Annotated in this window: 5 protein-coding genes and 1 other RNA gene; 1 reads left to right on the top strand and 5 read right to left on the bottom strand. The window is 62.2% G+C overall.

All coding sequences use genetic code 11. From position 1 onward, the window contains the following. Positions 1-51: 51 nt before the first annotated feature. The 3 genes from bilS to DW003_RS08045 form a co-directional block, all read right to left on the bottom strand. Positions 52-603: a flavodoxin family protein BilS gene (gene bilS / locus DW003_RS08055; RefSeq protein WP_118206638.1), complete on the bottom strand. Its 552-nt coding sequence runs from the start codon at positions 601-603 to the stop codon at positions 52-54. Positions 604-714: 111 nt separating this feature from the next. Continuing rightward, positions 715-2574 (bottom strand): ABC transporter ATP-binding protein, encoded by a 1860-nt coding sequence (locus DW003_RS08050; RefSeq protein ID WP_118388485.1) that lies wholly within the window; start codon positions 2572-2574, stop codon positions 715-717. Next, a complete protein-coding gene (locus tag DW003_RS08045; protein WP_118388483.1) occupies positions 2575-4419 on the bottom strand; it encodes an ABC transporter ATP-binding protein in 1845 nt (614 codons plus the stop codon). A 209-nt stretch (positions 4420-4628) separates the two neighbouring features. On the opposite strand from DW003_RS08045, the gene DW003_RS08040 reads away from it, so the two are divergent. Next, positions 4629-5621 (top strand): hypothetical protein, encoded by a 993-nt coding sequence (locus tag DW003_RS08040; RefSeq protein ID WP_118388481.1) that lies wholly within the window; start codon positions 4629-4631, stop codon positions 5619-5621. Positions 5622-5974: 353 nt separating this feature from the next. On the opposite strand, the gene ffs is transcribed toward DW003_RS08040, so the two are convergent. After that, an RNA gene (gene ffs / locus DW003_RS08035) (signal recognition particle sRNA small type) lies at positions 5975-6070 on the bottom strand. A gap of 94 nt (positions 6071-6164) precedes the next feature. Beyond that, positions 6165-13484, bottom strand: coding sequence for a Spy0128 family protein (locus DW003_RS08030; RefSeq protein WP_147352193.1), 7320 nt, complete (start codon positions 13482-13484; stop codon positions 6165-6167). Positions 13485-13879: the final 395 nt, after the last annotated feature.

Genomic DNA, 13879 nt, shown 5'->3' with positions numbered 1-13879 from the left:
GGGAGGACGTTTCATTTAGAAAGATGGACCGACCGCCGTCAGCGATGGGAGCTACTCCCCCAGCACGGCCTTTTTGGCGGCTGTAGCCATGTTATCCAGATCTTCCTTGGTGGGGTGATCCTTTGCGGCAACCCAGTTGTCGAGAAGCATCTTAGCGCGGGCGTTGTCGGGATCTTGCTCGAGCATGGCCTCGTAGCGCTGCTTGACCGCAGGGCCCATCTTGCCCTGGCACATCGCCCAGCCCGCAAGCTCGGCATCATTGGCCAAATTGGAGGTCACGCGATCGATAATCTGCTGGTAATAGCTCTGATCGGCGCCAAAGCCGCAGGTGCCAAACAGGAACACGCGCTTGCCGTGCAAGGCGGAGAGCAACGCCGCGACCGAAGGCGTGCACGCGCCCTTGTCGCACCAAAAACCGACGAGCACCATGTCGGCCGCGCAGGCGCCCTGCGCCTCGAGCGCAACCTGATCTGCATCCGCATCGTCGCTCAACGCCGCGGCGTGGACAAACTCAACGCCCGCAGCCTGCAGAGCGCGCTTAATCGCGCCCGAAACCATCCTGGTATTACCGCTCTTGCTGTTAACCACCAAAGAGCACGTCATAGTCACGTTGCCTCGTTTCCCCCAAAACTAAAGCCACTAATGCAATTTATTAGATGAATATCTTAGTACTAACGACGCAGATGTAAACCATCTGCCGCCAATCGGTGGCCCCTACTGGGCAAACTGGCTGCGGTAGAGTTCGGCGTAGAAGCCGCCTGCCGCTAGCAGCTCGTCGTGTGTGCCGCGCTCGATAATCTGGCCGTCGCGCATGACCAGGATGCAGTCGGCGTTGCGGATGGTGCTCAGGCGGTGCGCCACGACAAAGCTTGTGCGACCTGCCATGAGCTCGTCGAATGCCGCCTGCACCTGCAGCTCGGTACGCGTATCGATACTCGAAGTCGCCTCGTCCAGCAGCAAGATCGCCGGGTCGGTGAGCATGACGCGCGCGATGCACAGCAGCTGTTTTTGGCCCTGGCTAAACGTGCCGCCGTCCTCGCCAATCACCGTATCGTAGCCGCCTGGCAGCTGCACGATAAACTTATGCGCATGAGCGCGCTTGGCGGCCTCGACAACCTGCTGGCGCGTGGCATCCGGGCAACCGTAAGCGATGTTTTCCGCCACCGTGCCCTCGAACAGCCACGAATCCTGCAGCACCATACCAAAGGCACGGCGCAGGCTTGCGCGCGTGTAATCACGCGAAGACCGGCCATCGACCATGATGCGTCCGGCATCGATATCGTAAAAGCGCAGCAGCAGGTTGATGAGCGTCGTCTTGCCGCAGCCCGTGGGGCCGACCAGGGCAAAGCGCATGCCGGGTTTGGCGTCAATGCAAATGTCCTGCAGCAGCTTGCGATCGGGTACGTAGCTAAAGTCCACATGCTCAAAGGCGACCTCGCCCTTCGGGGCGGCAAGCTCCGCGGCATCCGTCGCATCGGGCTCCTGCTCGCGCGCATCGAGCAGCGCAAACATGCGGCGCGCCGAGGCGTACGCGGTCTGGATCTGCGTGATGACGTTGGTGACCTCGTTGAACGGCTTGGTGTACTGGTTGGCATAGGACAGGAAAATCTGCACGCCGCCCACCGTAAGCGCCGCTGGCACGCCCGTGATCACGCCCACGCAGCCGATCACAGCGACCACGGCATAGATGATGTTATTGATAAAGCGCGTGCCGGGGTTGGAGAGCGAACCCATAAACTGCGCGCGTTCACCTGCTGTATAGAGCTCGGCGTTAAGGGCATCGAAGCGCTGCTGAGCGTGCGGGCCGTAGGCGAAGGCGTCCACCAGCTTTTGCTCACCCACATACTCCTCGATATGACCGCCGAGCTGCCCTTGAATACGCTGCTGAGCCGTAAAGCTTTTGTTGGAGAGCTTGGCGATGGCGCCAGCTGCAAAGATGGAAAGCGGCGTGACGAGCACCACCACGAGTGTCATGGTCAGGTTAATGGAGAGCATAAACGCAAGCGTGCCCACGATGGTGATGACGCCGGTAAAGAGCTGGGTAAAGCCCTGCAGCAGACCGTCGCCCACCTGATCGACGTCGTTGACCACGCGGCTCATAAGGTCGCCGTGGGCATGGCTGTCGACAAAGCCGAGCGGCATGCGGCTGAGCTTGTCGCTCGCCTCCACGCGCATGTCGCGCACCGTCTCGTAGGACAGACGGTTGACGCAGTAGCCCTGCAGCCACTGAAAGGCCGCAGCACCCATCACGACAATCGCGAGTTTGGTAACGAGCGGCAGCAGCGCATCGAAATCCACCTGGCCCGCGGCAACGATCAGGTCGATACCCTCGCCGATAAGGATAGGCGTGTAGAGCTGCAGAATCACCGAGATAGCGGCGCTCACAAACGACGCCGTAAACGAAATACGGTGCGGACGGACGTAGCCCATCAGGCGGCGGGTCACCGCGCCCACGGGATAGCGCTCGGGGTCGCCGGGCTGGCGCGGGCCGTCGCCCAGGTCGTTGAGGCTATCGTTGCCGGACACGTTGGCCGTCATCGTGGCGACCGAACCGGAAGAAGTGTACGGATTCATTTAGCAGCCCTCCTTTGCGCAAGTGGATGCCGGGGCAGCCGGGACAGACGCGGGCGTCGCGCTCCCCTGCCGGCCCTCGAGCTCCTCGCGGCGCAGCTGCGACTGGCAAATCTCACGATAGAGTTGGCAGCTTGCATACAGCTCGTCATGCGTGCCCAGGCCCGCAACCGAGCCGTGATCGAGCACGCAGATCATGTCGGCGTCGCGCACGGTCGAGACGCGCTGGCTCACGATCACCGTCGTGAGCGGCAGCCCGCCCTCGGCGGCACCGCGCACGCTGCGCTCGCGAATGGCGTGGCGAAGCGCCGCGTCAGTCTTAAAGTCGAGCGCCGAGGCGGAATCGTCCATGATCAGGACCTGTGGCGAGCCCACCAGGGCGCGCGCGATGGTCAGGCGCTGGAGTTGGCCACCGCTGAAGTTCTTACCGCCCGCCTCGACCGGGGCATCGAGCCCCTGCGGCTTGTTGCGCACAAACTCGCTCGCCTGCGCCATGTCGAGCGCCGCCCAGAGCTCCTCGTCGGTCGCAGCCTCGTCGCGCCAGGTCAGGTTGCTGCGGATGGTGCCGCTCACCAGCGACGCGCGCTGCGGAACGGTCGCGACCACATGACGCAGCTGGTCGAGCGGCCAGGTGCGCACGTCGGCGCCCATCACGCTCACGCTGCCGGCGCCCGCATCGTACAGGCGCGGGATAAGCGAAACGAGCGTGGACTTGCCGCTGCCCGTGCCGCCGATAATGCCGAGTGTTTTGCCCAGCGGGAGTTCCAGGGTCACATCGTTGACGGCGTTGGCAGCGCCCACGCCAAACGAAAAGCTCGCATGGCTCAAGCTCAGCGCGGGGGCCGGGGCGGCATTGCCCGGCTCGGGCAGCGCGACCGGCTCGTTGTCCTCGTCGGTGATGCTCGGCGCGCAATTGAGCACCTCGTTGATACGCGACGCGCTGGCGCTCGCCTTGGTAAAAACAACGACCAGGTTGGCCACGTAGACGATGGAGGTGAGGGTCTGCGTCATGTAGTTCACAAACGCCATGACCTGACCCTGCGTGAGCTCGCCCACGTTGACCTGGATGCCGCCCACCCACAGGATGGCGCACACGCCTAGGTTCATCACAAGAAACGTGACGGGGTTGAGAATCGACGAGAGCTTGCCCACCGCGATGGCAGTATTGGCCTGGTCATCGGCAGCCTGGGCAAAGCGCTCGCGCTCGTGGTCCTCGCGCACAAAGGCGCGAACCACGCGGGCGCCCGAAAGGCCCTCGCGGCAAATGAGCGCAATGCGGTCGAGCTTTGCCTGCAGCTGCTTGTAGTAGGGAATGCAGTGCGCCATGACAAACCAAAACACCAGGCCAATGGCGGGCGTGCAAATCAAGAAAATCACGCCAAGCTTAAGGTCGATGGCAAGGGCCGCGACCATGGAGCCCACCGCCAGGAAAGGCCAGCGGATGAGCATGCGCACGCCCAGCGCCACGGCAAGCTGCACCTGGTTGACGTCGTTGGTGATACGCGTGATGAGCGACGGCGTGCCAAAGCGATCGAGCTCGGCATAGCTCAGCTTGTTGATGTGCTCGTAGAGCGCGCCGCGGATATCGGTACCCATACCCTGCGAGGTCAGCGCCGCCATCTTTTGGCAGACGAGCGTAAACGAGATACCGATCACAGCCATGGCGCCAAGTACCATGCCATAGTGGACGACGGCACTCACGTCGTGCGCACCGATACCTTTATCGATCATCTGGGCAATCACCAGCGGCGTCAGCAGGTCAAAAATCACTTCGATCAGCTTGCACGCAGGACCAATCACCATATACCGGCGAAACTTGCCACCAAAACGCCTGAGCAGCTTAATCATAAAAAGGCGCTCCCTATCATCATCCACATTCAATTCGAACCATGATAGTACCGCCACCCCAAAAGAAGCGTAAACAACTCGTCATTTCTGACGGGATTCAGTTTTCAGAGGAGCATACGCGCACACCCAGCCAGTGGCGGGCCAATCGCTTGGTATACTTACATTAGTGCTACCAAGTTAGTCGCCGACCCTTGAAATGAGGTGCCGAGATGAACGACATTCTCGCGAGAAGAGCAAGACGAGCAACCTTGGGCATCGCCCTTTCCGCGGCACTTATCGCGGGAATCGCCCCCGCAACGGCGATAGCGGCAGAAACCAGCTCCCCCACCGGTGCAGTTGCCTTGCAGACGGAAGATGCGGCCGCCGCAAAAGAAAAAGCGTATGCAGCCATGCAGGAAGCGCTCAAAAACCTCGAGGCCGCAAAAGTTGCCGCAAGTCCCGAGAAACTTGCGGAAATCGATGATGACATTGCCGCTTTTCAAGAGATCTACGACATGGTGGTGACGGGAGCCGCCAAACGGAGGGAACCCCTTCCCGCCATGCAAGCGAACGTCGATGCAGCCCAAGCCAAATACGATGAGGCCCACAACCGGACAAGCGACCTTCAGGCAGAATTAAATAAGGCAATCGACGACGGAGCTTCTAACGAAACTATTAAGCAGTTGCGAAGTGAGATCATGTCGGCAGAAAGGCGAGAGAAATCTTGTGAAGATGATCTTCACTCCTACCGACGCCGGCTCGAAAGCCAGGAAAGACAGGTTCAGGATTCCGAAAGTGAGGCGCAGGAAGCCAAAGCCCACATCGACGAGGACATAGCCAAGCGAGATGCGCTCCTCGGCGATTTGGAAAAGGCGCAAGCGGCCTATGACGACGCCTGCAAGGCATACGAAGAGGCTAAGGCCGCGGCAGACAAGGCCACCTCGCCCGAGATAACGAAACCGACCGAGACAGTGCCTCCCTCCGGCTCAACGCAACCCGCCGAGGCGACACCGCCCACCGGCTCGTCCGCGACCGGTAAAGACACCTCGCCAAGCTCCACCAAGCAGGCGAACTCGAGCAACGGCAAGCAAGCAGATACGACCGCCGGCAAGCTCGCGAACACGGGCGACGCAGCGCCGAGCGCAATCGCACTCGCAGCAGTCGCCGCCGCAGGCCTCGGAATAACCGCCGCAGCCACACGTCGCATCAAGAACTCAAAATAGCTGCCAGCGGCTATTGTCTTTGCCAATCCACAAGCCCATAGACAAAGAGGCCCGTTTCCCCAACCAAAACCAGGGAAACGGGCCTCTTTTACTTGTAAAAACAGATGGTAATGCCACTGTCTCTTGAAGCACATCGCCACCGCGCTCCAAACAACGCCAACGAGCAGCATTCCTTAAGGGATAGATTTAATTAGGCTAACGCGCCTTTACGGGTGATTTTTGGACGAAGTGGTCCCGGTGCCGGCGGGCTGTTTGGTAGTCGAGCGATCCCGCAGGCAAAGCCGAGGACCAGCGAGACACCAAACAGCCCGCCGGCACCGGGACCGCATCGCGGCACCAAAAAAGCGCCCGTGCGCTCGATGGATTCGGATGCCCGACAGAGGCTCCTTATGGCTGCTTCCTTCCGGACCTGACCAGATTCGGAACATGTCGTCATCCGAACCCATCGAACGCGCTAGGCGCTCGGTATATCTTACCTGCTCCCGTCCAGCAGGGCAAGTGGGGCGAACCCATCGGATGGATTCGCCCCACTTGCCCATATCGCTAGCGACGCCTGCGGTACAGGACCGCGCCGCCCGCTGCGGCCAGCGCGCCGATGCCGGCCATGGCGCCGAGCGCCTCGACCGGCAGGCTGCGGTCGCCGGTGTCGGGCATGCCGCCCTTGGAGCCGTCGCCGCTAGAGCCGCTGCCGGAGCCGTTATCTGAACCGCCGTCCGAGCCGCCGCCCGGCGTGCCGGGGTTCTCGGGGGTGTCGGGGGTCCCGGGATTCTCGGCGTAGCTGTTGGTGAAGACCGGCGGCAGGTTGGCGTCGCCCTCGTAGGAGACCTTCGCCGACAGATAGCCCGTCTTGGTTCCGTCTGCCGCCTCGTCGCTCACCGTGACGACGATCTTATGCACCGCCTTATCGTAGGTCACGTGCGCCTGGCCGTCGTCGACCTCGCTCACCGTGAATGTGTAGGTGCCGGCCTGCTTGAAGGTCAGCGCATCGAACGCGACGCTGCCATCGGCGGCATTCTTGGCGGTCGACATGACCTTGCCGTCCCGGCCCCTGAGCTCAAAGCTAAACTGGCCCGCCTTGAGCTCAGCGCCCTTGAGCACCTTGGCGGCGCCCAGCTTGAGGGTGACGGGTGCGGCCTGGTAGCCGTTGGTGAAGGTCACCGAGGTGTCGCCCTCGGCATCCGTCAGCTCGTGCTTGACGGTAAGCGTGCCGTTTTTGGCATCGGTGACCGTCGTGCGCACGCGGTACGTCGTCTTGTCGTACGTCACGCCGCCCGCCGTGCCGGCGACCTCGCGCAGTTCGTAGCTGTGCGTGCCGGGCGCGGTGTAGGTGACGGGGCTGAGCGCGACCGTGCCGTCGGCGGCGTTCTTACCCGTCGCCGCGACGCTCTCGCTGCCGTCAGCGGCAATCTTGACCAGCTGGAACTCAAACTCGCCCTCGGCCAGATCACGGCCCTCGAGCTTCTTGTTCACCTTGATCTGGTCGGTGACGGAGCTCGGCGTCGGATTCACGCCGTAGGTGTTGGTGAACTCGAACGCGCCCTTGCCCTCGGGCGTGCCCTCTGCGGGCAGGACCTTCGCGGCAAGCGTGCCCGCGGCGGTGTCCTCGACCACCCTGACCGTGAAGGTCCTGGTCGCCGTCGCGTCATTGACCACGCCGTCGACCGAACCGGACTCGCTCACCCGGTAGGCGAACGTCTTGGTGCGCAGGCCGTCGCCATCGATCTCGACGTCATCAAGGTCGCTCGGCTGCTTAAACGTGACGTGGCCCAGCGCGACGTTGCCGGTGGCGTCGTTGGTCGCCTCGGCCACCGTCTTGCCCGAAGCGTCAACCGGTGCGGGCGCGCCGTCCTGCGGCTCAATCTTAAAGGTGTACTTGCCCGCGATGTCGGCCTGCGTGAGGCCGAGTCCGGCCTGGCCGAGCGCCAACGTCTTGGTGCCCGCGAGGTCGACCGTCGCCTCGCCGGCGCTATAGGCATTCACAAACGACAGCGTGCCGTCGGAGCCCTCGGGGTAGGTCACGGCCACATCCAGCCCGCCCTTGCCGTTATCGGTCACCTTGACCGTGATGCCGAAGCTCGACGTGGCCGCCGTCACGCCCGCAGGCAGCCGGTCCGTACCGTCCTCGGAAACGGTATAGGGAATGACCCAGGAGCCGTCGGCGGCCCTGGTAGCGGTGCCGTCTCCCACCATCCGCTCGAGCGCGTCAGTAGTGTAGGCAATAGGCGAGAACGCAAGTCCCGCGGCCTCGCCGTCGCCGGAGGCCTGGTTGGTCGCGGTCGCGACCACGTTGCCCCGGGCATCGCGGACGGAGAACGAGAACTCGCCCGCCGCCGCGGCGCGGCCCGTCAGCGTCTTGGTAGCGTTGATAACCGCGCCGCCCTCGCCGCCGAGCGTTCCGGTGGCCTCGTAGGAGTTCTGGAACGCGACCGTCACGGGCGCGGGCGTCGCCATGGCGTCATCTGCCGTGGAGACCTCGCTGCGGGCGACCTCGACACCGTCCTTGGCAACTGTGGTCGTGACCGTGAGCTTGCCCGTCGCGGCATCGTAGCTGGGCGCGATGGTCACCGTGCGCGGCGCGGTGTCGTTGGCGTAGCCATCGCCGCCGAGCTTGGTCTCGGTGGCGGTGAAGCTGTAGGTCTTGCCCGCGTCGGCGTCGGTAAACTTCACGTCGCTGCCCGCAGCACCGCCGATGAGGTCGACTAGGTCGGCCTTCCCGTCATCGGCCGCGGCCACGGCGTAGGCGTCCTTTTCGGTCTTGAGGCCGAGCTTGGCGGCCGTCTCGGCATCGGCGGTCACGGTGAAGGCGAACTGCCCCGCCTCCATGGCGTGGCCGGAGAGCGTCTTGGACAGGCGCACGCCCACGCGGGCCGAGTAGTCGAGCTCGGTCGTGTAGGTGTTGACGAAGTCGCCGCCGCTCGCCTGCGCGATCGCGGGCGTCGAGGCCGTGAGGTTGCCGGAGCCGTCGTCGGTCACGGTCACCGTCATCGTGGCGACGTGGTCGTCGTAGGCCACGCCGGCGATGGCAGAGCCGTCATCGGGCCTGACCTCGCGCACCGTGTAGGTGAAGGTCTTGGCGCGCACGCGCTTGCCGCCGACTTCGGCAAACTCGGCGTCCTTGATGTCATCGAGCGTGTAGCGGATGGCTCCGAAGTCGAAGGCGACCCTATCGCCCGGCTTGGTGCCGGCGGCGGCCGTCACGCTGACGGTCTTGGAGCCGTCGGCAGCACCCTCGGGCATGGGAGCGCCGCCCTCGCCCGCGAGCGTGAACTGGAAGCTATCGCCCTCCGCCCAGTCGCGGCCCTTGAGCGCCTTGGTGAAGAGTCCCGCGGTGGAGACGTCTCTGCCCTCGGTGGCCGTTCCGTACGTGTTGGTGAACGCTGCAGTCGCGCCTGCCTCGGTCACGGTGCCCTCGGCCCCCTCGGCCGTGGTCGCGTAGCCCTCGGCGGCATCCTCGGTCACGGTATAGTGCGCGCCCACGGGTAGGCCGGAGATGATCTTCTCCCCGCCATCCTTAAGCGTGAAGTTCGCCTTGCCGTCCGCGAACGTCACGGCGTGCTCGCCCTTGCCGAAGGTGCCGGAGACGGGCTCGCCGTCCCCGTCGGTCAGCGCGACCGTAAAGCCGAACTCTCGCTGGCTGTCGCCGCCGACGACCGTCTTCTTGACGGTGAGGCTGCCCTCGCGGGACACGCTGTTGTGGGTCGTGTTGGTCTGGGATTCGCTCTCCCCCACCTTGACCGTGGCGGTGTTGGAGATGTCGTCGACCACGGCGGCTTCGGCGGAGACCTTCACGTCAAAGCTGAGCGTGCCCGTGGCGCCCGCAGCCTGCTCGCCGAGCGACCAGGTAAGGGTGCGCGTCGCGGCGTCGTAGGCGGCACCGTCGGCAGAACCCTCAACATAGTTAACGCCCTTGGGCAGGACATCGGTCACCGTCACGTCGGCCGCCTGCGCGGCGCCCCTGTCGTCGACGCTGTTATTGGCCCAGCCGATGGTATAGGTGAGGGTATCGCCCACGCCCACCAGCCTGCCATCCACATTGACCTTGGCACCCGAGGCGTCCGCCTTGGTGACGGTCTTGGTGTTGTCGTGCGGCGTGAAGGTGTTGGTGAAGGTCTTCTTGCCCCGCTCGTTGAAGATCTCGGCCTTAAGGCCGGCACCAGTCTGAGTCACTGCGATGTCGAAGGTGTAGGCATGCGCATCGTCCTCAATCAGGACATCGCCGCTTGCTTTCTCGGTCACGGTCGCGTGGTAGGTGCCCAGATTGGTGAAGCTGAGCTCGCCAAAGGAAACCTTGCCGTCCTTGTCATTCTTCGCCTCGATTGGGTAGCCCTCGAGGACATTGCCCGCGCCATCGGTGAGGGAGAGCTCGAAGGTGAATTCCCCCTCCTGGAGGCCGGGCTTGCGGCCTCCAGCGAGCACCTTGGTGAGCTCGGGGACGGACGCCGTGGCGGGGGCGGGGTCGAAGGTGTTGGTGAAGGCGGCGGAGGCGACCTGATCGGCCGAGATGGAGCCATCGGCCCTGGATCCCTCGGCTCCGTTCACCGCGGTCGTGTAGCCCTCGGCGGCACGTTCGGTCACCGTGTAGGCAGTTCCCGCGGGCAGCCCCGTGATCCTCGCCGTCTGGCCATCTTTGAGCTTGAGGGTCGCCTTGCCGTCCTCGAACGTCGCGTCACCGTAGGTGCCGGATACTTTGCGGCCCATGGCATCGGTGGCCTCAACCACAAACTTAAATATCTTGTCCGCGTCGACCGCCAGGCCCTCGCGCGCCACGACGGTCTTGGAGACGTCGAGCTCGCCCGTCTTCACAGTGTTGGTCACGGTGAAGCCGCGCTCGGCGTCGCCGGTGACCTTGGAGCTGTAGCCCTCGACGGGGTCCTCGGCCACGGCGTAGTCGATCACGGAGCCGGACTTGGAGTACTTGGGCAGGCCCTCGAAGGAGCCCTCCCAGCCGTCAGACTCGCTCAGGGTGATCGAATCGATGACGGTATCGCCGTTCTTGAGATTTACTTTGACCTTATTAGGATGGGGGATCCTGGGGTTCTCCCAGACCTTTTTGATGGGAATGCTGATGTTCTCGGACTTACCGATGACGACACCGCCGTTGGCGCCGATGCCGCCTCCCAACGGCGCCGTATTGCCAGAGATCGTCAGCGACGCCTGGCCGCCGCCGAGGTTATACACATCCTCGCTCATCACAGATTTAAGCGCGACGTTCGGCGTGGCGTCGGTAAAGGACAGGGGATCGCCGTTGTCGCCATCGGGCGAGAATCGCGGGATTTTGGGGTTTGTTGCCGCAATAGTGCCGTAGGGCTTAAACAGCCCACCGTCTCTGTACCAGCTGACCTTTCCGCCGCCCGGAGCGCGGTTGGCCAAGGTCAGTTTGTATTTGGCGTCTTTGGCGCCGGTGAAGACGAAGTCGTCTCCCGCCTCATCAGCCGTGTTCTTGGCGATCAGGCCGCCGTCCTGGACGTAGACCTTGGCATCTCCGGTCGGGCAGAACCACATGCCGCCGCCCTGCTTATCCGCATGGTTATCAACAACGAGGGCGTTTTCGATGCGGAGCGTGCTATAGCCATGAGCCTCGTTGCCTTCGCTATACACGCCGCCGCCCATGCTCCGAGCAGTATTACCCTCGATCTTGCCCGCGCTGAGCGTGACGCCATTCGAATAGGCATAGACGCCTCCGCCGGCGGAAGCGGAGTTGCCAGATATGGACCCGCCTTGCATGGTGAAAGCAGTATTCCCTGTTTCGCCGCCCTGACAGCCCGGGTCGACCACACACACTCCGCCGCCTTTGCCGTTGCCAGACGCAACGTTGTTCTCAATCTCTCCACCCTTCATGGTGAACTCGGCGTTGCCCTCAATGTGAACTGCTCCAGAGGGATCTAAGGGCCCCGCCTCCAGTTTACTGCTCCTGTTGCCGGAAATCTGACCACCAGTCATCGTGAACTTGGCTCTTTGGCTATCGCCCTCCCTCTCACTGTACGCAAGGACCACGCTGCCTCGATAGCCGCTGTTGCCCTCGATGCTGCCTCCGCTCATGTCGAAGCGGGCATTGCCCACCAACATGACGCCAGAAGATGTGAGGTGATAGCCGTTAGTGTCTCCGGTAACGACGATTCCGTTTTTACGGATAACGCCGCCCTTCATGACAACATGAGCGCCGTCCTTCGCGTGGACAGCGCCGCAATACGCGTCCTTAAGTTCGCACTGCTCGATAACGCCGCCCGTCATGGTAAGCGAAGCCTTGTCTCCCGACACGTCGACAACACCAGTATTGACGGTGCTCGCAGCGCCGTCGCACACAACGGCCTCGTCAGAGAGCACAACTGCTCCCTTGCTAGAAATAATGGCGCCCTTGTTGTAGCGACCACTCAGGGACACTTTCCCCGACAGCTCGAGGGATGCCCTCTCGGCAACATTGACCAGTACGGAGAAGCCGCTTTTCTTTGCCAAGATGGTATAGGGCTCATCCGACGTGATCTTAATCATCTTCCCGGCAGGAATCGTGAGCGTGGAGTCAAGCTTCACGTGCTTTTTCAGGGTGATGACGGTTTCCTTGCCATCGGGGGCCTTGTCGACCAGATCCTGAAGGGTCTTGGTGCTGCCATCGCTCACGGTATCGCCGACGCTGTCATCGATGGACTCGCGCGTGTAGACGATATCGACGCCAGAGGACGGGAGGTTCTCCGAGCCGGTGATGTCGTCCCTGCTGTTTTCGATCGTGATCTTTTGAACCGTGCTGCCGTCAAACATGTCCCGGGGTATTTTGGTGAGGCCGCGCCCGATCGTCACATCCTTCACGCCATCTACGCCCGAGAAGGCTGCCGTGCCAACGGAAGTCACGGAATCTGGAATGGAAAGCTGCTCCGGCAACGTGCCGCGAAAGAAGGCGTAGTTGCCAATTTTCTCAAGTGTCTCGGGAAGCTGGACGGCGACGTTGCTCCAGATAAAGGCCCAGTCACCGATACTCTGCAGGCTGTCGCAAAGCCCCACGATCTTAACCGGCGCGTAGCAGAACGCATAGCCCGGAACGCTCTGAAGCGAGGACAGGTCCACGGACGCCCGTAGCTTTTTGCACTTGTAGAAAGCCCCCCAGCCCATGTTTGTCACCTTGCTTAGATTGGGCACGCTCACCAGGCTGGCGCACCCCTGGAAAGCAGAGGATCCGATGCTCGTCAATGTGCCCGGGAAATCGATGCCGGTCAAACTCGAGCAATTCTGAAACGCCCCATCCCCGATGGACTCAATTTCGCTCAGCGCGGTGACGGACGTTAGAGAGGTACATCCGTCAAACATGTGCGAGGGGATCTTCGTAACCGAAGCGGGCAACGACACGCTTGTCAGAGACGTGCAGCCTTTGAGCAAGCCCGTTATGGTGTCGGCGAAGGCGACATCTTTTGGAAACTCGATGCTTGTAAGGGCCGTAGCCCCCCCGAAGGCGCTCGGGCCCGAAATCATTTTGAGGGTGGAGGGGAGATCGATCTCCGAAAGGCTTTTGCAGCCCGTGACCATCGAGTTGGCGCTAATCTTCTCGACGCCCTCATCGAAATAGAGTTTTTCGAGCGAGCCGGCGTTTTGCAGCGTGCAACTGAAGTCCTTGATGGAGCCAGGGATATGGAGCTCCTTGACCTTTACGAACTTCCGGAAATACCATCCGCGCACGTTTTCGAGCGTGTCGGGGAGCGTCAGCTGCTCAACGTTCTTGGCCACGATACCAGACGAGAAAAAAAGTTCGGTGACTTTGTAGGTCTGGCCACCATGCGCGATGGAGCTGGGTACACTCACCGCGGTCACACTGTCGTCGGCAACAATACATGTGATTTCCGCCGTGCCCTTATCCGTGGTCTCGCACGAATAGGTCACGCCGTCCTGGGTGATCTTAAACTCCTCCGCAGTATACGCAGTCCGCGATTCCGTGGCCGCATATGCGACACCAGCCGTCGCGCCAACGGATAAACATCCGAAGCCGAGAACCAGCGCAAGGCAGAGAGCAGCGACTCTCTGCCCCCCCCCCGCCGAAAACTTTCCTCTCCAATTCCCTTCTCCCCCTCTGGTGTCGCCTTCTCTTTCCAAGAGCGATCTATTGATTAAGGACAGTTAAAGACAACATTATGCCCAAAGAGGCCCATCATGGAGATAATCCACGTCTTCGCCCGAAATGGTAATTAATTGGCAGGATTAATTGGCGAACAACTGAACGAAGAGCAATCTACTAATGGCACATGAATGACAGCGTCAGCACCTGAAGTGCAAAAAGA

It is taken from the genome of Collinsella sp. AF36-3AT (genome assembly GCF_003475205.1).
Taxonomy (GTDB): Bacteria; Actinomycetota; Coriobacteriia; order Coriobacteriales; family Coriobacteriaceae; genus Collinsella; species Collinsella aerofaciens_AF.
This window is presented reverse-complemented; position numbering and strand designations above follow the sequence as displayed.